We start from the raw sequence: 24,163 nt of genomic DNA on the forward strand, positions 1-24,163 counted from the left end.
CGGATGACCCTTGACGGCAAGGCGCAGAATATTGCGCCCGATGCCGAATATCCCCGGCTCTACGCCCGTTTTGCCAGCCTGATTGATGCGGGGCAGCCACCATTCCCTCCCCCCTTTCGAGTTCTGAGGGAGCAAAACTCCGGCCGATCATCGGCAATGGCGCGCCACGTTCCTTTCATGATTGTGATTCATGACATTATGCCAACTTTAGCGCATAGCGAAGGGAAGCATCATGCCCTAGAGTTCAATCTAGGACATGACAGGAGCGTGCCCGCGCATGATCGCGCAGGCGCGCTTTATGGTGTGGGTGCGCCGGGTTGACGCGCCCGTCGCGCCCAGTTGGAGACTATTTCGATGAATGCCATCGTTCGCTTGGCCTTGGCGCGCCCCTATACGTTCATAGTCATGGCCATGCTCATCACGATTGCAGGCATGCTGGCGGCTCTGCGCACGCCCACAGATATTTTTCCCAATATCCGCATTCCCGTGATCGCGGTGGCCTGGACCTATAACGGCCTTTCGCCCGAGGATATGTCGGGCCGCATCAACCTGCCGTTTCAGCGCGCTTTGACCACTACTGTAAACGATATCGAGCACATCGAAGGACAGTCGCTGACCGGAATCGGCATCACCAAGATCTATTTCCAGCCCAGTGTCGATATCCGCACCGCCAATGCGCAGGTGACGGCGATCTCGCAGACGATCCTTCGCCAAATGCCGCCCGGCGTCAATCCGCCGCTGATCCTGAACTATAACGCCTCAACCGTGCCCATCGTTCAGATCGCGCTGGCCGGGCACGGGCTTAACGAACAGCAACTCTACGACTTCGGTTTCAACTCGATCCGTTCGCGGCTGATTACGGTTCCGGGAGCGGCCATCCCCTTCCCCTTTGGCGGCAAGGTGCGCCAGATCCAGGTCGACCTTGACCCGCGGGCCATGCAGTCGCGCGGCATTACCGCGCAGGACGTGGGGGCCGCTCTGGCCAGCCAGACCCAGATCACGCCCGCAGGCTTCGTCAAGATGGGCGAGTTTCAGTATAATTTCCGGCTGAACAACGCGCCTTCCTCGATCGAACAGCTCAACGATCTGCCCATCCGCACCATCAATGGCGCGGTCATCCGCATGCGCGATGTGGCCCATGTGCGCGATGGTTCGGCGCCCCAACAGAACGTCGTCCATGTCAACGGCCAGCGTTCGGCCCTGCTTACCGTGCTGAAATCAGGCGCGACTTCGACCATTTCGGTGGTCGAGGGCATCAAGGCGATGCTGCCTCAGGTGATGACCGGTCTGCCCCCGGCGTTGACCGCCACGCCGGTCAACGATCAGTCGATCTTTGTGAAGGCCGCCGTAACGGGGGTGATGCATGAGGGCCTGATCGCGGCTGTGCTGACCAGCCTGATGATCCTGCTGTTTCTGGGTTCGTGGCGCTCGACGCTGATCGTGGCCACCTCGATCCCGCTTTCGGTACTGGGGGCACTGGCCGCGCTCTCAATGTTTGACCAGACGCTCAACGTGATGACGCTGGGCGGGCTGGCGCTGGCGGTCGGCATTCTGGTCGATATGGCCACGGTGACCATCGAGAATATCGAATCCCATCTGGAAATGGGCAAGAGCGTGCGCGGCGCCATTCTGGACGGTTCGCGCCAGATCATCATGCCCGCCTTCCTCTCGCTGGTCTGCATCTGCATCGTGTTCGTGCCGATGTTCTATCTGCCGGGCGTGTCGGGCTATCTGTTCGTGCCGATGGCGCTCTCGGTCATCTTTGCGATGATCATGTCCTATATTCTCTCCTTCACCCTTGTGCCGACGATGGCCATGTCGTTGCTGCGCCAGCATGCTCCGGATGACCATGCGCCCAAGGCACCGCCGCGCCTGCTGGCCCCGCTGGTCGCGTTTCAGGCCGGGTTTGAGCGCCGCTTTGCTTCCTTCCGCGACCGCTATGGCCGGGCGCTGACCGCCATTCTCAACCATCGCCACATGTTTGCCACGGGCTTCCTCTGCTTTGCTCTGGCCAGTCTGGCACTGATCCCCTTCCTTGGCCGCAACTTCTTCCCGCTGATCGATGGCGGCTCGATCACGCTGCATGTCCGCGCGCCCACCGGCACGCGCATCGAGGAAACCTCGTCCCTGTTCCAGCAGGTGGCCAAGGCGATCCGTCAGGAAATCCCGGCCAGCGATCTTGAAGCCATCGCGGATAATATCGGCCTGCCTACCAGCTCGATCAACGTGGTCTATAACGCCACCGGCACCATCGGCCCGCAGGATGGCGACATCATCGTCACGTTGAAGGAAGGCCACCGCCCGACCGAAGGCTATATCCGCGCCCTGCGCGCCAAACTGCCGCGCCTGTTTCCTCAGGCCGGCTTTGCCTTTCTGCCTTCCGACATCACCAGCCAGATCCTCAATTTTGGCGCGCCCGCCCCGCTCGACATTCAGGTGACGGGCCGCAAGCCCGCCGAAGTGCGCGCCCATGCCGAACGCATCCTGCGCGCGATCCACGGGATCGACGGGCTGGTCGATGCGCGCATTCAGCAGCCCGCTTCCTATCCCGAATTGCGCTTTGATGTGGACCGCACCCGGATCAACCAGCTTGGCATGACCGAGGCCGACATCACAACCAGCGTGGCCACCTCAATCGCCGGTTCCTCGCAGGCCGCGCCGGTATTCTGGCTGAACCCGGAAAACCGCGTGACCTATCCGGTGGCGATCCAGATGCCCGAATATCGCGTCAATTCGCTTCAGGATATCGCGGGCCTGCCGATCCGAACGCGGACGACCACCCCGCAAGTGCTGGGCGCGCTGGGCACGATCAGCCGGGGCACCACTACGGCGGTTGAAAGCCAGTATGACATCCTGCCGCTGATCAACGTCTATGCCGGGGCCGACGGGCGGGATCTGGGCGCGGTGGCGGGCGATGTGCAAAAGGCGCTGGCAAGTCTTGAAAAGGACAAGCCCAAGACCGTCACCGTCACCGTGCGCGGCCAGTATCAGTCGATGAACACCGCTTTCACCGGCATGGGCTTTGGCCTGCTGGCGGCGGTGGTGCTGATCTATCTGCTCATCGTCATCAATTTCCAGAGCTGGGTCGATCCTTTCATCATCGTCTCGGCGCTGCCCGCCGCTTTGGCGGGCATCTGCTGGATGCTCTTTGCCAGCGCAACGCCGCTCTCGGTGCCCGCGCTGACGGGGGCCATCATGTGCATGGGCGTTGCCACGGCCAATTCCATTCTTGTGGTCAGCTTTGCCCGAGAGCGGCTGGAGGAGCATGGCGATGCGATCAAGGCCGCGATGGAAGCGGGGGTTTCGCGCCTGCGCCCGGTGCTGATGACGGCGCTGGCCATGATCATCGGCATGGCGCCCATGGCGCTGGGCCTTGGCGAAGGCGGCGAACAGAACGCCCCGCTGGGTCGCGCGGTGGTGGGCGGTCTGGCCTTTGCCACCTGCGCCTCACTGCTTTTCGTCCCCACCCTGTTTGCCATTATCCACGGAGCGCGCGCGCATCGCAGCGATGCTTCGAAGGGAGTGTCTGCTCATGTCTGATTTCGCCTCCAGCTCCCCTTCGTTTCGCAAGCCGCTGCTGGCCGGGGGCGCGGTCTTTGCGCTGATCCTCGTGGCGGGCACGGCCTACCGGTTGCAGCAGCGTTCGGGCCTTCATGAACAGAGTGAGGCCGCCGCGATCCCTTCGGTCGACGTGATCCATCCGGGCGGAGAGGCCAGCAACACACTGGTCCTGCCGGGACGGTTGCAGGCATGGTTTCAGGCGCCGGTCTATGCGCGCACGAATGGCTATCTGCGCCGCTGGTATGTCGATATCGGCCAACCGGTGCAGGCAGGGCAGGTTTTGGCCGAGATCGACACGCCCGATGTGGATCAACAGCTTTCCGCCGCCCGCGCCGCGTTGGCCACCGCCAATGCCCAGCGCAGTCTGGCCCAGACCACGTCGAACCGCTGGGACCGACTGGTCGCGCAAAACGCCGTGTCGCAGCAGGATGCCGACGAAAGGCGCGGCAATTTCGCCGCCCGCGAAGCGATGCGCAACGAAGCATCGGCCAATGTTCAGCGCTTGCAGACGGTTTCGGGGTTCAAGCGGATTGTGGCGCCGTTTAACGGCATCGTCACCAGCCGTTCGACCGATATTGGCGCGCTGATCGTGGCGGGCACATCGACAACGCAGCCCTTGTTCACCGTGTCGGACGTCACGCGCCTGCGCATCTATGTCAACCTGCCGCAGGCCTATGTCGCCCGGCTGCGCGACAATACGACCGCAGAATTTACTGTGCCCGATCAGCCGGGCAAAACCTTCCAAGCGCAACTGGCCCGTTCGTCGGGCTCGGTCGATCCTGAATCCGGCGCGATGCTGGTGCAGCTTGTCTATGACAATCACGCGGGCCTGCTGAAACCGGGCGCCTATGCGCAGGTCACTTTCGATTTCGGCAAGGGGCAGCCTTCGGCAGCGGGCGCGGTGCGTATTCCGGTCAGCAGCCTGCTGTTCCGGCATGAAGGATCGGCGGTCGCACTGGTCGATGCGCAGGGCCGCGTGAGGATCAAACCCGTCACCATCACCACCGATTTCGGCAATGAACTGGAGGTGATCGGCCTGCAACCGAACGATCAGGTGATCGACAATCCGGCCGATGATATTCGCACCGGCGACAGGGTCAAGGCCACGCTCCAGCGGAACAATACCCATGCGTAAGCCCCGGTTTCTGGCAGCGTTGATGGCGGCTTCGGCGTTGACAGGGGGCTGTTCGATGGCGCCCCGTGCCGGAACGCCGCCGGTTGCGCCCCCGCCCGCCGCGTTCAAGGAAACCGGCCTGTGGACCCCGGCCATGCCCGCCGATGCCGCGCCGCGCGGGGCGTGGTGGCGCATCCTGCCCGATCCGGTGCTGGATGGGCTGGAACAGCGGATCGAAAAGGACAGCCCCCGTCTGGCCGCCGCCCTTGCCCGCTATGATCAGGCCCGCGCGCTGACCCGTCAGGCCCGCGCCGATCTGTTGCCACGCGTGGATGCCAGCGGCCGGGCCATGAGCGCGCGCGCTATGTCGCCCGCCACGGGCGTCCATTACGAATATGACGATTATGCCGTAGGCGGATCAGCACTTTACGAAGTCGATCTGTGGGGCCGCATCCGCAATCAGGTCTCCGCCAGTCAGGCCGAGGCGCAGGCCAGCGAGGCCGATCTGGCCGGCGCGCGCCTGAGCCTTCAGGCAGAGTTGGCCGATAATTATATCCAATTGCGCAAGCTCGATGCCCAACTCGACCTGCTGCGCCAGACCAAGACGGCCTATGCGGCCGCCGTCGATCTGACCACCAAGCGCTTTGCAGGCGGGGCGGCCAATGAGGCGGATGTGACCCGCGCGCGCACCCAGTTCAAATCGGTGCAATCCGAAATGGCCCAGCGCAGCGCTGATCGGGCCATCCTCGAACATGCCATTGCCGCGCTGGTGGGTGAGCAGGCTTCGGGCTTTGCGATTGCGCCCGTGCCGGTCATGCTCGCCCCGCCGCAGGTGCCCGTTTCCGCGCCTTCGATGCTGTTGCAGCGCCGCCCCGATGTCGCCGCAGCGGCCCGGCGCGCGGCGGGGGCCAATGCCAAAATCGGCGTAGCGCGGGCGGCTTTCTTTCCTCAGGTCACACTGGGCGCATCGGGCGGATTTGAAACGACGGCTGCCTCGCTGTTGACCGCAGGCAGCAGCGTTTGGGCGCTGGGGCCGGTGCTGGCGGCTATGCCGATCTTTGATGGCGGGCGCAGGCGAGCAGGCGTTGCCTATGCCCGCGCGCAATTTGCCGAGGCTTCGGCCAATTACCGTCAGGCCACGCTCAACGCCTTCCGCGAGGTTGAGGACCAGCTCGCTCTGGTCAATCGCCTTGCCGAGGCATCGGCACAGCAGAGCGAGGCCGTGGTGGCCGCCATGCGCACCAACCAACTGGCCAATATCCAGTATCGCGAAGGGGCCGTCGATTACCTTCAGGTGGTCACCGCGCAGGCTGCTGAGTTGCAGGCCCGAGAGGATCAACTGGCGCTGGAAAGCCGCCGCCTGATTGCCAGCATCGGCCTGATCCGGGCGATGGGGGGCGACTGGCGCGGGTCCTAGGTCGGGTGATTATGGAGCGTTTTTTCAAGGCTCTGCCGCAGCCTTAAGAGGCGGATATCGTTGATGGCGGGCTGGTCGAGTTGCCTCAGAGCGGTTTGCGCCGCCTCGCGCGTGCCCAGCGCCAGCGCGCTTTGGGCCAGCACCAGCGCGTCGCGCGGCTCTTTCATCCCTCCCCAATTGGCCAGAGCGAGGCGATAGGCCGGGCCGGGCTTATGCTTGAGTTCCAGCAGAAAGCGCGCCTCCTCGCCCCGGTGGGGCACTTCGCCGCGTGCGCGCACCGCATCGAAACGCGCGGCCAGGCTCGCCTGAAGCCGGGCGCCCTTTTCCGCCGGGCAGCCATGACCCGACAGATGCGCGCAGGCGATGGCAAGCCGCAGCAGCAACCCATCGGAGGACTGACGCGTGTCGAGTAAGGCGATGACCTCACGATCACGGCGATGGTCGAGCAGGAAATCGGCATAGGCACCCAAAGCATAGGCATCAGGCCCGTCCGGCATGGTGGCAAGCGCGGAACGGAACCATGCCCCCGCCTTTGCCGCATCATCGGAGCGTTCATATAGCCCGGCCATCACCAACCGGCTCCACGCCAGCAAGGCGGGCGTGGCCAGATGGCCCACGCGCCTTGCGGTTTCAAAACCGATAGCTCGCTCCAGCCCCGCGCGCGCCGGGGCGGCATTGCCGCCAAGGCCCTGAATTTCCGCGGCGCAGGTCAGGGCGGGCAATTGGTTGGGCTGGGCCAACAGGTTCTGACAATAGCGCATCGCCTGCCCATAATCGCCGCGTATCCTCAGGATCGAGGCGGTCAGCAGGTCCACCTGAGGATCGTCATAGCCCGCCCGCCCCAACGTTTCGAGATCGGTCAGCGCGCCGTCGAAGTCATGATAGAACTGGCGAATGGTCGCGCGGCGCAGGATGATTTCAGGCGGGGGATCGGAACGGGCCGACCATGGGGCGATGGCGAACTGGGCATAGGCATAAAAGCGCGGATCGGCCTCTTTGCGGCCAAGGCGCAGATAGGCATCAGCCAGTTGCAGCGCGCCATCGAGATCGCCGCGCCCACGCAATTGTGACAATTGCTTGCGCTGGGCCGCGATCCCGCCCGGCAACCGTTCGAGCACCACATTAGGATCGGCGGGGCGGCGGGGAGCGGCGCGGGCCACATTAGCCCACATACCAAAGAAGCTCAACGCCAGCATCGAGCATCGAGCAAGTATCGCCAAGCGAGATACGTTTTTAAACGTAGCATTTCCTGCCGATACCTGCATCCAGTACCTTCATTAAAATAATGTTATCGAAATGTTTTAGCAAAAATCATGGACAAAGTACAATGATTGTGTGATGAAGAAGCCAACAGGATTCGATAAAACAATAAAATCTTTCACTCGCCTTTTAGGCGACGTGTAAAAATGCGCTTATTTTAGGTGGGGACCGAAAATGCGCAGTATCATAAAAATGCTTATATGCTTGTGCTTTACATTGGCGGCAACACCTATGGGCGCGTCGGATCATGCCGATCCGGCATGGCTGTCAAACGGCAGGCAGGAAGCTAATCTGACCGGGCTGTTCTTTTATCCCAAAGATGATCGCTATATCATCATTCTGGATACACGGCCCACATTGACCGCGGCCCCACCTTATAATCTGGCGCCCTATGTTTTTACGGTCAATATCGACACACATTCGCAAATACGCTTTAAATCCAGCGAAGATTTTCAATGTAATGTCATGCCGCCCAGCCGCGGTAATGCAGATGTTCAATTGCAAAACGGAAATTACTGTCGCTATGGCGGAACAGTGGTCGAACCCACCGGAATCCGGCCCGATATTTCCTTTGTGATGGCGCTGGACAACAGCGCACGGTTTTTTCCCGATGCGATGCAAACGGGCAAGCTGAAGATCGTCGGCGCGGGGTTTGACCACACGCTGCCGGTGCAGATTTTTGACGACAACACCTTGGGCAGACAGGCCCGCGATCCCAATGCGGTCTGGGTCTATGCCGGGGTGCGCGATGACCCCTTCATTTTTCCCAAGTTCTTCAACGCCAATATCATCACCATGGTCATCAGTCTGCCCAAGACGGCCATCTTGAGCCGCCACCCGGACTGGCTGCTCTGGGCCAATTCGAAATATGCCGGCAATGGCGAGCAGATCGACCATGTGGGCCGGTCCAACCGCACACAGCTGGGCCGGTTCGACATACTCAACACCAAGGAACCCAGCCAGCATCTGCGCGCCCTGCACGAGGCGCAGCGCGGGCGCGAACAGGTGCAGGATTTCTTCAAGGAAGTGGCCCGCCCGCTGGGCAATCTCAATCAGTTGAGCGGCTTTGTCCTGCGCAGCTATGACTTTGCGCCCGATGTGATGATCTTCACCACGCGCTATCCCCCCGGCTTTCCCAACGGGCGGCGGCTGGAGGATGATGTGGCGGAAACCACATGCCAGTGGGGCGATTGCCCGCTGCATGAAAATTCATACATCGACAGTTCCACGTTCCAGCGTGCCATCGTGAACGACAAGCCGTTTCTGGAGGATTTCCCCTATCTGGCCGAACATTGGCCATGGCGGCCCCAGCCCTTTGTCGGCTCGCCGTGGCACTGGTTCCGCACGCATCTGCTCTGGCCGATCGTGGTGCTGTTGGTGGGCCTCTATCTGCTGCGCCGGGCGTGGCGTCTGGCATGTGTGCGGCTGAGGGCGAAGAGATCGGATTGAACGATACGGACGTCATAATTCAACGTATTGAATAGCGGAGAATTTTCTCATGCCATCATTGCGCTTTGGACGGTATCGCTGGCTGCTGGCTCTGCTGGCCGTGGTGGGGATCATCTGGATCTATTACGCATGGACCGCGCCCTCAGTGCCCGCCTGGCGCAAGGCCTGCGGCAAGAGCAGCGGCAAGGTGGTGGACGAAGCGGTCTGCGCCTATCGGCAGAGCACAGAGTATAAACCGGCCGAAGGCAAGAAGACCGATGCCGATCTGGTCGCGGCCAGCTGGAAACCGGCCGACGAGGATTACTTCGCCGATATGGACCGCGCGGCGACCAAGGATCCGGCCGTGCTGCAAAAGGATCTGGCGCCCTTCGTGCCCGGCATAACGCCCGAGAATGCCCATAAGGCCGCCGTGATCGGGCGCAACAACTGGATCGTCTGGACCGCAGGCAATGATCGGTTCTGGGACGTGCTGGCCACCAAGAGCTTTGGCAATGTCGATCTGCTCAAGACGGTTTCAAGCTTTCCGGGGGCCAAATTCGGGCGCGACAATCGCTGGGAATATCTCGGACTGGTCAACGAACCATGCTTTGAAAAGGCGCCCGGCCCCGACCCGGCGCGCTTTGGCCTCTATCTGGACAGGCGCAAGCCGGGGTGTCAGGCCGATCCTTTTGAGAATGAAACGAAATACCCCGGCGTAAAACTGGGCGCGCGCGGCCAGACGATCGACAAGGACGGCACCAAACTGCCAGTCGGATCGCTCTATGGCTGGGCCTCGGGCGTGGTGGGATTGCGACTGTTTCCCAATCCCGATTTCGATGCGGCGGCCAAGGCCAAGTGGGACTGGCGGCGCTATTACACCGACCCGGCCTATTACAATGACAAGAACCTGATCCGCCCCTACCGCGTGGGCATGGCCTGCGCGTTCTGCCATGTGGGGCCCAGCCCGACCAACCCGCCCAAGGACCCGGAAAATCCCGAATGGGCCAACCTCAATTCCAATCCCGGGGCGCAATATTTCTGGATCGACCGCATCTTCGGCTTCGATCAGGACTATTCCAATTACATCTTTCAGCTTTATCACACATCGCGCCCCGGCGCGCTGGATACGTCGCTGGTTTCCAGCGATTTCATCAACAATCCGCGCACCATGAACGCAATTTACGCGGTGGGCACCCGCGCCCGGATCACCCTGCATTGGGGCAAGGAAAAGATCGCGGGCGCCGAAAAGGGCAACCGCCAGTTCAACGAATATCTGCCCGCCAATTCGCCGCTCAACGCTTTCTACAAGGCGCCCGATACGGTCTTTACCCCGCGTGTGTTGAAGGACGGGTCGGATTCGGTGGGCATGTTGGGGGCGCTCAACCGGGTTTACGTCAACATCGGCCTGTTCAGCGAGGAATGGATCACCCATTTCAACCCGGTCGTGGGCGGCACGGGCATTTCGCCGATCAGCATCGCGGTGGGGCGCAAGAATTCGGCCTATTGGGTGGCCAATGAAAGCCAGACGCCCGAAGTCGCCCTGTTCTTCCTTGCCACAGCCAAGCCTGATTATCTCTCGCTGGCGCCCGGCGGCTCGGCCTATCTGTCAACGGACAAGGCGGGCATCGAACATGGTAAGGAGATCTTTGCCGGCAATTGCGCGGCCTGCCATTCCAGCAAGCTGCCTGCCAAGGCGCAGAGCTTCTTTCCCGACAATGGCTGCAACGGCAAGAATTACCTGACCTGTTGGAACAATTACTGGCGCTATACGCGCACCGATCCGCAATTCCGGTCAGAGATGACGCAAATCGTCAAAAGCCCGGATTTTCTGGACGACAATTTCCTCTCCACCGACCAGCGCGTGCCCGTGACCTTGCTAGAAACCAATATCTGTTCGCCGATTGCCACCAATGCGATCAAGGACAATATCTGGGACAATTACTCCTCGGCCAGTTACAAGGAACTGCCCTCGGTGGGCGAAATGGATCTGCACGATCCCTATACCGGACAGGTCAGCCAAAAGTTCACGCTGCCTGGCGGCGGGCGCGGTTTCACCCGGCCTGCCTCGCTGATCAGCCTGTGGTCGACCGCGCCCTTTTTGCAGAACAACACGGTGGGCCCGTTCAACCCCAGCCCCTCGCTGGAGGCGCGCAATGCGGTGTTCGATGTCTCGATCCGCCAGATGCTGTGGCCGGAAAAGCGCGGCGGCAATGTGATGTTCCGCACCGCATCGGGGGCCATGCTGCCCGGACAGGTCGATGTGACCACCAAAGTCAGCTATATCCGGCTGCCCAACGGCTATCTGCCCCGCTTTGCCGCCGATGCGCTGAACTGGTTTGCGGGCACCCATTTCATCACCGATCAGGGACTGCGTATCGGGCCTATCCCTGCGGGTACGCCGGTCAATCTCTTCTCGAACCTCGATTTGGATGTTCCCGAGGGTTTCTGGGCCAAGATCTCACATTTCTTCAGCACCGCTTGGACTGTGCTGCGCCTGACATGGACGCTGCACCAGATCGACGCCGATGATCCGCCCGCGGTTCAGAGCGCCACCTTCCGCAAGGTCGCACCCCGGTTGATTTCGGCCAGCAAGTGCCCGGATTATATCGTCAATCGCGGCCATTACTTCGGCACGCAATATCTGCATGACCCGGCAGGCGCCCCGGTGGTGGGCCTGAGCGATGCGGAAAAGGAAGACCTTATCAAATTCCTCAAAACCATGTGAACAACCAGTCGCAAGGCGATCTGGGGGGCATGAATGATCGAGAAGGGTTGAGCATGAGCGAGGAAACCCATAATTTTATTGATAGTTTTGACTATATCGTGGTCGGTTCGGGCGCAGGAGGCGGCACGCTTGCCGCGCGTCTGGCCGAGGGCGGCGCGCGGGTGCTGGTGCTGGAGGCAGGATCCGACCCCAAGAACCCGCCCCCGGGCACAGGCACGACCGACTGGCCCTTTCCCAAATCCGACCGCCTGCCCGATGATTATGACGTACCCACCTTTCACGCGCTTTCTACCGAAAACGAAGCGATGAAATGGGACTATTACATCCGCCATTTCAGCGATCAGGCAACGCAGGAGAGGGACGACAAATTCGTCGCCCGCGAAAATGGCATCCTTTATCCACGTGCGGGCTGTCTTGGCGGATGTACCGCGCATAATGCTATGATCACGGTCTATCCCCACAATGCCGACTGGGACAATATCGCCCAGTTGACCGGCGACAGCACATGGCGCGCGGGCCATATGCGGCGCTATTTCGAAAAGCTGGAGCATTGCAACCAGCGCGCGGCGCCCTATCGCTGGTTGGCGCGGATCGGCATCAATCTGACCCGGCATGGCTGGGACGGATGGCTGCATACCGAAAAATCGCTGCCGGTCTGGGATTTGCTGCATGACAAACGCCTGGTGCTGACCATCACGATTTTCGTACTCAAAGCCTTCTGGCTGCTGCCAGGCAAGTTCATCCGCTTCTGGTGGTTTCTCATCGCGCGACTTGATCCCAATGACTGGCGGCTGGTCCGGGCCAATGCCTACGGTCTCCATTATCCACCGCTGGCCACGCGCCATCATCGTCGCACGTCCACACGCGAAAGGCTGCTCGACACTCAGGCCAATTATCCCGATAAATTGCGCATCGAACTCAATGCGCTGGTGACGCGCGTATTGTTTGACGACCATAACCGCGCCATCGGGGTGGAATATGAACGCGGCAGCCGGTTGTATCAGGCCCATGCCAACCCTAACCCCGATCCCGCCCCCAGGGTCAAGGTGGCTGCCAGACGCGAGGTCATCCTGTCGGGCGGTGCGTTCAACACGCCGCAAATGCTGCAATTGTCCGGAATCGGCCCCAAGGAGGTCCTGGAGGAGCATGGCATAAAGCTGCGTGTCGATCTGCCCGGCGTGGGCCGTAATCTACAGGACCGCTACGAGGTCTGTGTGGTCAATGAAATGGACTTTCCCGCGTGGAAAGCATTGGAAGGCGCCACCTTTACCCGCGACGATCCCCATTATCGGGAATGGCTCAACGAGGCACAGGGCGTCTATACCGGCAATGGCGCAGTGATCGCCGCAATCCGGCGCTCCTTGCCCGAACGCCCCTTGCCCGATCTGTTCTGCTTTGCGGTTTTGGCCGAATTTTACGGCTATTTCCCCGGCTATTCCCAGCTTGTCGTCGATCATCTCAACCGGATGAGCTGGGCCGTTCTGAAAGCTCATACCAACAATCGCGGCGGATGGGTGCGGATCCGATCCGACAATCCGCGCGAACGACCCGAGATCAACTTTCGCTATTTCGAGGAAGGCACGCCGGGCTATGAGGAGGATCTGGCCTCGGTGGTGGCGGGACTGCGTTTTGTTCGCGAATTGACCAAGCCGCTGTTTCGCCTTGGCATTGCCAAACGGGAATTGCGCCCCGGACCCGAGGTTGAGACCGACGAACAACTGACCGATTATGCCCGCACACAGAGCTGGGGCCATCATGCCTCCTGCACCTGCGCCATCGGCAGCGATCATGATCCCAATGCGGTGCTGGATGGGAATTTCCGTGTGCGGGGCGTGGGCGGGCTGCGGGTGGTGGACGCCTCGGTTTTTCCCCGCATCCCCGGCTTTTTCATCGTCAGCGCGATCTACATGATCGCGGAAAAGGCTGCCGATGTGATCCTTGCCGATTTCCACGCCGACGATCCCCCCATCCCTGAAGCATCATGGTGGGAGAAAGTGTTGCGGTTTTGCCTGTTTTGCCGCTCCTGATCCGGGGCCTGATGTTGGCCATGCTCGCGCTGGCCCCTGCAGGGGCATTGGCCCATAAGGCCAGCGATGCCTATCTGACGCTGCGTTTGCGGGGGGCCGATGTCTCGGCGCAATGGGATATTGCACTGCGCGACCTCGACTTCGTGCTGCAACTGGACGGGGATGGCGATGGCGCGATCCGCTGGGGCGAGGTGACGGCCCAGCGCGCGACCATCGAGGCCTATGCCCTTGGCCACCTGCGCGTGGCGGGTGATGGGCGGGCCTGCCCCCTTGCGGCACATGACCTGTTGATCGACGATCACAGCGACGGGGCCTATGCGGTGCTGATGCTGGCGGGCCGATGCGCCACACCGCCGCAAAGGCTCGATCTGGATTACACCCTGTTCGACCAGACCGACCCGCTGCATCGCGGCCTCGTCCGGCTGGAAGCGGGCCAGACCAAGGCCACGCTCATTTTGGGCGGCGACGGGCCGCACAGGAGCATCGCCTTGCAGGGCCGGCTCGACAGAGATCAAGGCCCCTTCACCCAGATCCGCGATTTCATCGAAAGCGGCATCTGGCACATCTGGACCGGCTTTGACCATCTGCTGTTCCTGATCTCGCTGCTGCTGCCTGCGGTCCTCCGGCGCGAGGGGCGGCACTGGGTGGTTCAGGAGAGTTTTCAGGCTGCCCTCATCGATATCATCAAGATCGTCAGCGCCTTCACCCTTGCCCATTCGCTGACCCTCGCCATGGCGGCGCTGGGCGTCATTTCGCTGCCCTCGCGGCTCACAGAGAGCATGATTGCGGCCTCGGTCGTGCTGGCCTCCCTCAACAATGTTTGGCCGATGGTCACCGCGCGCCTGTGGGCGGTCGCGTTTCTGTTCGGGCTGATCCATGGGTTTGGCTTTGCCAATGTGCTGCGCGATATGGCGCTGGGCCGGGGCGGACTGCTGCTCACACTCTTCTCCTTCAATCTGGGGGTGGAACTGGGACAGATCGCGGTGGTCGCGGCGGTCATGCCGCTGGCGTGGATGATGCGGGCGCGGCCTGTTTACCGGCGCGGGGTGATGCTGGCCGGGTCCGGCGCCATCGCGGCGGTGGCCATGATGTGGCTGATCGAACGCGCCTTTGATGTGTTGATCGTGTGATGGAGCCTTGCCCATGAGTTTTGAGATCGGCCTGTCGTGCTCGGGCGGCGTGTCTGCCGGGGCCTATATCGCGGGTGTGCTGGATTTCCTGTTTCAGGCGCTGGATGAATGGGAGAAAGCCAAGAGCGATCCTCATGTCGATGTCCCCCGTCACAGCGTCACCATCAAGGTGCTGACCGGCGCATCGGCCGGGGCCATCTCGGCGGCGGTCAGCACGATGGCCATTGCGCGCGGCGATGCGCCCCGCGCCTTTGCCGCGCCCCAGCCCGGCAAACAGGCCTATCAGGCGTGGGCGCCGCTGCTGTATGAAACCTGGGTCGTGTGGCCCCGACTGGTCGCACCGCCCACGGTCGATCCCGATATTGCCGCGATGCGTAACCCGCCCGTACCGCCCTCATTGCAGAACATAGACTTTCTGACCGACAGCGACCTTACATCGGCAGCAGGCAAGGGCAGCCTTGCCGTCTCGCTGCTCAATTGCCAGTTGCTCAACTATATCGCCGCGCGCGCGGTCCAGCCGTTGGGCGCCGCACCGCGTGTGCGGGCCTATCTGCCGCAAGACCTGCACATCTATCTGACCACCACCAACAATCGCGGCATCCCCTTTGCGCTCAAGCTGCAAAATGGCGACTATCCCATGGTCAATCATGCCGACCGGGCGCATTACCGCTTTTCCGGTCTGGGCACGGCGGCCACGGTTTCGGAATTTGGCCAAAGAGATCCCGCGCAATCGCTCTATGCGGCGCAATTGACCGGCCCCGTCCAGACGCAATTGCCGGTGGAAAGCCTGTTGCTGCCGCCGGGATCGCCATGGGCGGACTGGTATCGGTTCGGCAATACAATTTTGGCCTCGGCGGCCTTTCCCATTGGGCTGGCGCCGCGCTCCATCGCGGCCACGCGGGGCGATTATGCCGGGCGGCTCTTTCCCCAGATGAGCCTGCGCTCCAGCCTTATCGCCCCCGTTTTCCCACCGCCCGATCAGAACGCCGACTACATCGCCTCCGATGGCGGGGTGATCGACAATGATCCGATCGAGTATGCGATCGCCGCCCTGCCCGCCCCCGATCAGCCGCCATCGGCCAATGATCTGGCCCATGCCACCCAGGCCGTCATCATGATCGCGCCCTTTCCCGATGCGCCCACCTATCCGGCATCCGACGCGCAGAAATCCGATATTCTCCACCTGGCCGGTCAGTTCTTCACCTCGCTGCGCCAGCATGTGCGCTTCAAGCCGGACCTGCTGCTGGCGGCAGCGGATGAAAATGTCGGCAATCGCTTTATGGTCGCCCCGCGCCGAACCGCGCCCGGCGCCGATAAGGCCGAACCCTTTCCTCTGGCCAGCGGGGTCCTGGGCGGCTTTGGCGGCTTTATCCACCGGGCCTATCGCGATCATGACTTCCAGCTTGGGCGGCGCAATTGTCAAAAGTTTCTGATGACATCATTTATGCTCAAAGCGGAAAACCCGGTGTTCGAACCGGTCGCGGGGGCGGCGGAACGCTGCATCATTCCCCTTTGCGGCAGCGCCAATGATGAGGTGCCCTTGCCGGTCTGGCCCAAGATCACGCCGACCGAGTTTGACACGCTCAAAGGCCGGATCGACGGACGTATCGGCGCGCTGCGTGGGAATATCGCGGGCAATCTGGGCGGCAACTGGCTGCAACGGCAGGGCATTTCCGGTTTCATCAGGATCTTGCAGGCGCTGTTCATGGACAAACTGTTTCGCGGTATCGAAAGCGGCCTGAAGGATCGCGGCCAGCTTTAAAGCGCATGGGGGAGGCTTAGGGAAGCCCTGCGCTAGCCCCGACACCTCCTTCCATGATCGCCCCGCCCCCGCTTAAAAACAGATAGGTACGTGTTTCAAAGACCTCCGTCCGGTGGGCGCTCCTTCGCGCGCCCTTGCTTGACATGGCGACGCCAATTCTACAAATGTAGATGTCAAATGAAGAATCAAAGGCGAGCCACAATCGCCAGCGAAAACGGAGGGAGAGATTTCATGGGATTCAGCACATTACGGGCCGGCCTGATGCTGGGATGCGCGCTGACAGGGGTACAGGCGGCCCACGCGCAGTCCGCTTCGGACAGCCCGCCGCAGGCCGGTTTGCAGGATATTGTCGTCACCGCCCAGCGCCGGATCGAAAGCGTGCAAAAGGCGGCCGTGGCCATCACGGCGGTTTCGGGCACCGATCTGATCCGCACCGGGATTTCCGATACAACCAACCTGCAAAGGCTTGCCCCCGCCCTCTCGGTTCAGCCGTCGGGCGGCACCACCAGTATCTATGTGCGCGGCGTGGGCACGCAAGCGGGCAATTCCTATGCCGAAAATGCGGTGGGCTTTAATTTCAACGGCGTGTTCATTGCTCGCCCCACCGCGCCTTCGGGCGTCTATTACGATCTTCAGCGCGTCGAAGTGGTAAAGGGCCCTCAGGGCACGCTTTACGGCCGCAATGCCACGGGGGGCGCGATCAATGTGCTCCCCAACCGCCCCAAGCTGGGCGAAGTGAGCGGCGATGTGAATGTGGAACTGGGCAATTATCAGGCCCGCAAGGCCTCGGCATCAATCAATCTGCCGCTTGGCCCGATCATGGCGCTGCGTCTCGCCGGTCAGGTGGTTGATCGCAATGGCTATCTTTCGGATGGCTATGACGATGACAAGGGTGAGGCGGGCCGCGCCTCGCTGCTGATCAAGCCTTCGTCGGATTGGTCGATGACCTTGGTGGCCGATTATTATCACCAGCATGGCAAGGGCTCCGGCAATGTGCTGCTGCCCAGTTCGGTGGCCAATGCTCCAGCTTTGTCGGCGCGCATCGGCGGGTCCGATCCGCGTTCGGTCGCCGCGCTGCAATCCTATGCCACCGGTGTTGCCGGTCCGCCCTTCTGCGGCGGAATGGGGCAACTGATTACCAGCGGATGCGTGATGGCGCCGCGCGGCGATGGCTATATGGACGGCGATTTCTGGGGCATCAGCGCCCAGACCGAGGGCGACCTCGGCTTTGCCACGCTGACCGTTATCCCGGCCTATCGCAGCAGTTCGTCCAATTACCGCTCCTACCTCCCCGGCTTCATGCTTCAGGTCAGCGATCGGGCAAAGCAGATGTCGCTGGAAACCCGGCTTGCCTCGAAGGACGCAGGCTCGCTGCGCTATGTCCTTGGCGGTTTTTACTTTTCCGAGGATCAAAGCGCGACCAACTATTTCTCGCAAGGAAATCTTTCCACCACGCTGTTCAACCCGCAATTGCGCACCCAAAGCATCGCCGGTTTCGGGCAACTGACCTATCTCGTCACGCCGCGTTTCCGGCTGGTGGCGGGGGGCCGCTATACGCATGAGGCCAAGCGCCAGACCACCTCGCTGGCCGCAGGCGGCCTGCCCAATGCTGTCAATCCGCCGCTGGGGGCGGCCTTTACCGGCAATCTGTCCTTTAACAAGGCGACGTGGAAGGCGGGCGTGGAATTCGACGCCGGGCCGCGTTCGCTGGTCTATGCCAACGTCTCGACCGGCTTCAAGGCAGGCGGCTTCTTCGTGGCCGCCCCGCCCAACAACACGTTCGCGCCGGAAATGCTGACCGCCTATACGCTGGGCAGCAAGAACCGCTTTATGGGCAACCGGCTTCAACTCAACTTTGAAGGGTTTTACTGGGATTACAAGGACCAGCAGATCTCCTTCGTCGGCGGCGTCCCCTCCTCCAGCGGGCTTTACACGCAGGGCGGCGTGACCGTGAACGCGGGCAAGTCGCGCATTTACGGCACGGAAATCGAGCTGCGCTTCGCTCCGGGCAAGAGCGACCAGTTCGGCGCCACGCTGCAATATCTCAATGGCCGCTATAACAGCCTCAAGACCGCGGTATTTTCCAATACCGGGGCCCCCGTGCCCACGGGATGCACGGTAACGGGCAGCCGCCTTGCCAATCCCGGCGTCAATGCTGCGCGCTTCTATGACACCGATTGTTCGGGCAAGCCCACCGTCTATTCGCCCAAATGGACGCTCAATCTGGATTATGCCCATACGTTCGCGTTGAAAAACGGCATGAAACTGGTGGCGGGCGCGCGCACGGCGATCAAGTCCGACTTCTATCTCAACGTCAATTTTCAGGAGAATGAGAAGCAGGCCGCCTATCGCATGTCCGATGCCTATCTGACGCTGGAAGGCACGGATCGGCGTTGGGAATTGACCGGCTTTATCAACAATATCGAGGATCGCGCGGTTCTGGTCCGGGCGGGCAACCGGCCCATTCTCAACGTGTCCTATGGCACGCTGGCCCCACCGCGCACCTATGGCATGCGCTTTGCCTATCATTTCTAAGTAAGCGAGAGGGATGGTCGAGGCCGCAATGCCTCGACCATCCTTTGGATCAGAAGTTAAAGCCCAGTTGCAGGCCGATCGTGCGGAACGAATTCATGCCATAGCGCTGGGTTACCGTGGCGATGCCCGAATTGCCATCGCCCGATTCCAGCCCCAACGAGCCGGGCACGCGCTGATCGCTGCAATTCTTGCAGAAGATCGAGGCGCGCCAATTATCCGCCTTCAGGCCGATGGTGCCGCCCCAGATGTTGCTCTGGCCATAGGTCGTGCCCGGATAGGGCTGGGTGGTGAAGTTCATTGAGGAGCGATGATAGAAATTGGCTCCGATGAAGGGGCGAACCGTATGGGCGGTGTTGAATTCATAGTTCACATCCACCGTGCCGGTGAATTTGGGCGCCAGCGGGGTTGCGCGCCCGGCGGCGTTGAACGTGCTGCATCCCTGTCCCGGATAGCATTGCGCGCCGGGGAAATTGCCGAATTTGGAATCGAGCAGCGTGGCATTCGCGCTGATCGTCAGGCCGGGAACAGGACGCGCCGTGACGCTCAGTTCTGCCCCTTTGCTCTTCACCGTGGCGGCATTCTGCGTGACAAAGGACGAGGTGGTCAGGTCGAAGGACTGGACCTGATAGTTGCTGAAATTCGAGCTGAAGGCCGAGATATTGACCGTCAGCCTGCGCGCCAGCCAGCTTGTCTTGATGCCGATCTCGACATTCTCGTTGGTTTCCGGCTTGATCGCCAGCGATGCGCTGGTGCTCACCTCATTATTGTTGAAACCGGGCCCCTTATAGCCGCGCCCATAGGTGCCATAGGCCATCAGATCGCGGCTAAGGTTATATTGCGCGCCCAGCTTGTAGCTGAAATTGGTGTTGGCCACGCGCTCGCTGCGGCCCGGTTCGACCACGCCGAAGGGCACGAAATAGTGCTGCTGGTTCTGCACCAACCGGATCGACACGATATCGCGCGTGACGCGCGCGCCGCCGATAAATTGCAGCGCATCGGTCACCTTATAAGTCAACTGACCAAAGCCGGCGAGGCCGTCATTGGTCTGGCGCACCACACGGTCAAAGCCGAGGAAGTAATTGTTGCTGACCGAGCAGGTGGGGGGGAAAGCCCCCGAAACCGCCGTTGCCCCCACGCAGAAGGGATAAGAGGGCAGCAGGAAGGAGGGGAAATAATTGTTGCCCGCAATCTGCCCGGTTTCCTTGAGGGTCGAGCGGAAGACATAAAGCCCCGCCTGCCCGCTCAGCCGGTTTTCGCCCGGCAGCGCAATGCGCAATTCGTTGCTGTACTGGTTAAAACTGGTCGAACTGGCGTTGATGTCGGCCCCGTTCGATCCGGTGCCGTCGGTGTCAAGCTGTTGCTTGCGGGTAAAGCCCTTCCACGCGGCGATATTGCTGATCTCGATGCCATTATCGAAGAGATAGCTGGCCTTGGCCTGCAAGCCATTGCGGTCCAGATCGCGGTAATAGCCCCTATTGCCCGCCAGCGTGAGATTGCCGGGGCTGGCAGTAATGCCGGTAGCGGCCAGCGGGGCGGCATTAAGGCTGCCCGCGCCAAGGCTGCGATAGGTGGTGTCGAACAGGCCCAGCACGCCACGATCCTGCCCTACGTCGCCCAGAACGTAGAGCGAGAAGGCCTCGTTGGGCTTGAACAACAGGCTGGCGCGCAGGCCAAAGCGGCGCAGGTTCAATTCATTGCCGACGCCGGGATTCAACGGCCCGCTGAAATTGACCAGCGGCGTCTGATATTCATTGAAACCGGCCAGACGCAAGGCCACCGTCTGGCCCAGCGGAACATTAATCGCCCCGCGCGCCACGATGCCATAAGAATCATTGGCCGCCGTGGGCCTGCGGTCCAGTTCCAGATCGAATTGGCCGCTGGTCTTGCCCAATTGCGCCTTGGCGCTGCTGACATTGACCAAACCGGCCGAGGCGTTGCGCCCAAACAGCAGCCCTTGCGGCCCGTTGAGCACCTCGACCTGCGCCAGATCGAAGAAGCTGTACACCAGACCCGCATTGGTCAGATTGACCTCATCCTGAGCATAGGCAACGCTGGATTCGATCGAGTTCGAGAACGCCGAAGTGCCAACCCCGCGCACCGAGAAATTGTTGTCCGCTCCCGATTGCAGGCTGGGTGCGGCCAGCACCATCTGCGTCAGATCATTCAGGCCGCGCGATTTGAGGATGTCCGAAGACACCGCCGTCACGCTGACCGGCACGTTTTGCAGGCGCTCGGGGCGGCGCTGGGCGGTGACGATGATTTCGCCGCTGTTATCTTGCGCATGAACCACAGCAGGCGCGGCAAGCGCCACTGCAGACAGGCTTGCGCCCGCCAGAATCGACCAGATCTTCATGGAAATCCTCCCTCAAGGAATGTTTCGTTGGGCGATGCAGCTATCCGTCAACTTACATTCAGTCAAGAACGCATGTTAGTTCATAGCTGGATGTTAGTTCACCCTTGCATGCTTCTTGTCATCTGTGCTTTTCATGCATCAGCAAAGGATGGAGCAATGACCCAGCAAGCCCGAACCCGCCGCAGCCAGGAAGAGCGGACCGCCGAAACCCGAGAGGCGCTGATCGATGCGGCCATCGCGACGATCCATGAACAGGGCTATACGGCGGCCAGCACCACGCTGATCGCGGAAAGAGCCGGGGTCAGCCGCGGTGCAATCCTGCACCAGTTTGGCACGCGCGCCGCGCTGATGGCCGAGGTGGTGGCCGAAGTCTATCGGCGGGAAATGGCCATTTACACCAGGCTGGTCAAGCAGGAGCAGCAGGGCCAGAACATCTATGACTGGCCAAGAATCCTGATGGAGGTGCTGGGGATGCCTTCGGGCATTGCTGTGCTGGAAATCCTGCTGGCCAGCCAGAGCGACAAGGACCTGACCGAAACGGTGCGCAACCGCCAGGCCGAGGTCGAAGAGGCAGCGCTGGAAACCATGCGGGCCGATCTGGGCGGCAAAGCGGAATCGGCCATGGCGGTCAAACGGCTGATGGTATGGGCGGTGCGGGGCATCTCCATCGCCAATCGCATTATCCCCGGCGGGATCGACACCGCCGCCCCCATCGGCCTGCTCAGCGAGCTTTTGAAACTGGCGGCGCCCGGCGGGCAGGTCGACGAACTGGAAGAGCTGATCGCCAGAGGAAAGGGGTAAAATCTACTCCTTTTGGAAGTGTGATGTATTGGCAAAGCCCTCATTGGCCTTTGTCATCTTCATCAACTTGCGCAGACAGGCCTTGACCTCACGTTCAAACCGGCGCTCGCTGTAAACGCCGGTTCGATTATATTCATCGCGGTCCAGCACGGTTTTCAGATATTTACCGAAATCCGCCTGATCCCCGGTCGATGGATGGCGCAGCGCCTGACGGCAAACCCATTCCTCGGCCGCCGCCTTGTCGTAATCGTCCTCATAGTCGCGCCCGGCCCGCTCTGCACGAACCTGATCGGTCTGCGATGCGGAAATTCGGCGCTCCAGCCAGCCTCGCACGGCATCACCATTCCATTCCCCATCCGCCATGCTCAATTGCCCCCTGTGCTTTCCTGCCGCCAGCGACGATAGCCCAGCACCGCCAGCCCTACCATCGCCCCATATAGCCCTGCCGTCAGCCACAGGTCCTTGAATACGAACATGCCCACATACAGTACATCGACCGCGATCCACAGCAGCCAGTTGGCCGCCTGTCGCCGCGCGGTCCAATATTGCGCGACAAGGCTGAAACTGCTGAGTGCGGCATCCATCCACGGCAGGGCCGCATCGGTATAATGGCTGGTAAACCAGCCGATGGCCACCGCGCCCAGCGCACCTGCTGCCAGCCCTGCCGCCGCCTCCGCCATGGGCAAGGGCCGCACGACCACCCGGCCATCATCGCCCCGCCCGCGCGCCCATGCGAACCATCCATAGATGATCGCCATGCCGAACAGCCCCTGAAGCACCATGTCTGAATAGAGACGCACGTCGAGGAACAGTTTGAAATAGAGCGCGCAGGCCAACAGATTGACAGGCCAGCACAGCATCGCGCGCCGGGCCGTCAGCCAGATGCCGAGAAAGCTGATCGCCACCGCGACGATTTCGAGCGCCGACATCAGGCCCCCGCCCCCCGGCGCAGATCCTCCAGAAACGCTTGCCCTGCCGCCGAAGAGAACCAGCGCGCATGGCCGATCAGATAGCCTTCCCAAGCCAACGTGGCCTGCGCCGGATCATTCAGCAAGCCTGCAAAATAATCGACTTCGGACAGGGCAAATTCGACATGGACCAGCGGCAGAAGGCCGATCAGCGTGTCAATATCGACCAGGCTCAGCGGCAGTACTTCACGATAGGCGCTGATAAGCCCAAGGGCGGCTTGCGCGTCGCCCTTGATCGCCGCGCCATCCTGCATCTCCAGCCATGGGATGGCGCTGCGTTCCAACGCAGTGGCCAGATCGTGCAGCGCGCAGCTTTGCGTGGCCAGCCCGAAATCGAAAATAGTCGCGACCTCTCCTTCCGGCGTCCAGAGCAGGTTTGACGGGTGCCAGTCATTATGGGTCCACAGGGGGGGCAGTTCAACTAAGCCCGGCGGAACAGCACAAAGCAACGCGGCCAGTTCCTCCTGCCATGGCCGATCCTGCAGAAATTGCGCCAGCGCGGGCCTTGCCGTCACATAGGCCTGCACCGCCGCCATCGGATCGGGTGCGGGCAGGATGGTCCAGCCCGCGATCAGCGGATCGGTCCCTCGCGGCGGGGCGGCATAATCGCGCGCGGCCAGATGCAGGCGAGCCAAGGCCCGCCCCGCCGCACTGGCATGGCCGACCGAGAGAAAGCCCGTCCACGAGTGCCGCTCGCGATACAGGTCCAGACCGGGCGAAAGACGGTGCAACTCATAGGTCCACTCGCCCCGCGCGATGGCGGTGCAGCCTTCGGCCTCCATCACCTCGGGTACATTCACCCTCGCAGTGCGCAGATGGGCGATGAAGCCATGCTCCTGCATCAAGGCATCGAGCGAGCGCAGATCCCTGTGGTGCCGCTTGAGGATAAACCTTCCCCCTTCAGCCTCCACCAGCGTGGCCGCCGAAAAGGGGCGCGGCGAATGCCAGTGCAGCGCGATCAGACGCCCCGCCTGCGCGAAATGGCCCAGCACCGCGCCCGCCTCCTCAGGCGTGATCGCGGGCCAGACGGGGGCCTCCAACTCGGTCCCCATGCCGTGGACAAGATGCGCCGCGCCACTCAT

16 protein-coding genes are annotated in these 24,163 nt (G+C 61.6%); 11 read left to right on the top strand and 5 right to left on the bottom strand.

Annotated features, from left to right (window positions below):
- The 4 genes from FHW96_RS21815 to FHW96_RS21830 form a co-directional block, all read left to right on the top strand.
- A partial coding sequence (locus FHW96_RS21815; protein ID WP_216651007.1) for a hypothetical protein occupies nucleotides 1-321 on the top strand: 321 nt, incomplete at its 5' end.
- A gap of 33 nt (nucleotides 322-354) precedes the next feature.
- Complete coding sequence (locus FHW96_RS21820; protein WP_172342684.1) at nucleotides 355-3,540, top strand: efflux RND transporter permease subunit; 3,186 nt, start codon at nucleotides 355-357, stop codon at nucleotides 3,538-3,540.
- Complete coding sequence (locus FHW96_RS21825; protein ID WP_172342685.1) at nucleotides 3,533-4,696, top strand: efflux RND transporter periplasmic adaptor subunit; 1,164 nt, start codon at nucleotides 3,533-3,535, stop codon at nucleotides 4,694-4,696. Before FHW96_RS21820 ends, FHW96_RS21825 begins: the two co-directional genes overlap by 8 nt.
- On the top strand, nucleotides 4,689-6,092 hold the full coding sequence (locus FHW96_RS21830; RefSeq protein WP_172342686.1) for an efflux transporter outer membrane subunit: 1,404 nt from the start codon (nucleotides 4,689-4,691) through the stop codon (nucleotides 6,090-6,092). Before FHW96_RS21825 ends, FHW96_RS21830 begins: the two co-directional genes overlap by 8 nt.
- On the opposite strand, the gene FHW96_RS21835 is transcribed toward FHW96_RS21830, so the two are convergent.
- A complete protein-coding gene (locus FHW96_RS21835; protein WP_172342687.1) occupies nucleotides 6,089-7,312 on the bottom strand; it encodes a hypothetical protein in 1,224 nt (407 codons plus the stop codon). The genes FHW96_RS21830 and FHW96_RS21835 overlap by 4 nt on opposite strands.
- 574 nt (nucleotides 7,313-7,886) lie before the next feature.
- On the opposite strand from FHW96_RS21835, the gene FHW96_RS21840 reads away from it, so the two are divergent.
- From FHW96_RS21840 to FHW96_RS21865, 6 genes are all read left to right on the top strand, one after another.
- On the top strand, nucleotides 7,887-8,801 hold the full coding sequence (locus FHW96_RS21840; protein WP_172342688.1) for a DUF4331 family protein: 915 nt from the start codon (nucleotides 7,887-7,889) through the stop codon (nucleotides 8,799-8,801).
- Nucleotides 8,802-8,850: 49 nt separating this feature from the next.
- Nucleotides 8,851-11,505 carry a cytochrome c gene (locus FHW96_RS21845; protein ID WP_172342689.1) on the top strand — a complete coding sequence of 885 codons (2,655 nt, stop codon included), beginning with the start codon at nucleotides 8,851-8,853 and terminating at the stop codon, nucleotides 11,503-11,505.
- 53 nt (nucleotides 11,506-11,558) lie between these two features.
- The gene (locus FHW96_RS21850; protein WP_172342690.1) at nucleotides 11,559-13,532 is read left to right on the top strand and encodes a GMC family oxidoreductase; all 1,974 of its coding nucleotides are present in this window, start codon (nucleotides 11,559-11,561) and stop codon (nucleotides 13,530-13,532) included.
- A gap of 11 nt (nucleotides 13,533-13,543) precedes the next feature.
- Nucleotides 13,544-14,662 carry a HupE/UreJ family protein gene (locus FHW96_RS21855; RefSeq protein ID WP_216651008.1) on the top strand — a complete coding sequence of 373 codons (1,119 nt, stop codon included), beginning with the start codon at nucleotides 13,544-13,546 and terminating at the stop codon, nucleotides 14,660-14,662.
- 13 nt (nucleotides 14,663-14,675) lie between these two features.
- Complete coding sequence (locus FHW96_RS21860; protein ID WP_172342692.1) at nucleotides 14,676-16,424, top strand: patatin-like phospholipase family protein; 1,749 nt, start codon at nucleotides 14,676-14,678, stop codon at nucleotides 16,422-16,424.
- A gap of 231 nt (nucleotides 16,425-16,655) precedes the next feature.
- The gene (locus FHW96_RS21865; protein WP_172342693.1) at nucleotides 16,656-18,959 is read left to right on the top strand and encodes a TonB-dependent receptor; all 2,304 of its coding nucleotides are present in this window, start codon (nucleotides 16,656-16,658) and stop codon (nucleotides 18,957-18,959) included.
- A gap of 49 nt (nucleotides 18,960-19,008) precedes the next feature.
- On the opposite strand, the gene FHW96_RS21870 is transcribed toward FHW96_RS21865, so the two are convergent.
- A complete protein-coding gene (locus FHW96_RS21870; RefSeq protein ID WP_172342694.1) occupies nucleotides 19,009-21,312 on the bottom strand; it encodes a TonB-dependent receptor in 2,304 nt (767 codons plus the stop codon).
- A gap of 156 nt (nucleotides 21,313-21,468) precedes the next feature.
- Here FHW96_RS21870 and FHW96_RS21875 point away from each other — a divergent pair, with 156 nt between their 5' ends.
- Nucleotides 21,469-22,113: a TetR/AcrR family transcriptional regulator gene (locus FHW96_RS21875; protein WP_172342695.1), complete on the top strand. Its 645-nt coding sequence runs from the start codon at nucleotides 21,469-21,471 to the stop codon at nucleotides 22,111-22,113.
- A gap of 3 nt (nucleotides 22,114-22,116) precedes the next feature.
- On the opposite strand, the gene FHW96_RS21880 is transcribed toward FHW96_RS21875, so the two are convergent.
- From FHW96_RS21880 to FHW96_RS21890, 3 genes are read right to left on the bottom strand one after another with little or no spacing between them, the layout of a single operon-like run.
- A complete protein-coding gene (locus FHW96_RS21880) occupies nucleotides 22,117-22,476 on the bottom strand; it encodes a hypothetical protein (protein ID WP_172342696.1) in 360 nt (119 codons plus the stop codon).
- Between the two features lie 2 nt (nucleotides 22,477-22,478).
- Entirely contained in the window at nucleotides 22,479-23,042 is a 564-nt protein-coding gene (gene pnuC / locus FHW96_RS21885; protein WP_172342697.1) for a nicotinamide riboside transporter PnuC, read from the bottom strand.
- Nucleotides 23,042-24,163 (bottom strand): phosphotransferase enzyme family protein, encoded by a 1,122-nt coding sequence (locus FHW96_RS21890; protein WP_172342698.1) that lies wholly within the window; start codon nucleotides 24,161-24,163, stop codon nucleotides 23,042-23,044. The genes pnuC and FHW96_RS21890 overlap by 1 nt, the downstream gene beginning before the upstream one ends.

Origin of the sequence: Novosphingobium sp. SG751A (genome assembly GCF_013149295.1) — a bacterium.
GTDB lineage: Bacteria > Pseudomonadota > Alphaproteobacteria > Sphingomonadales > Sphingomonadaceae > Novosphingobium.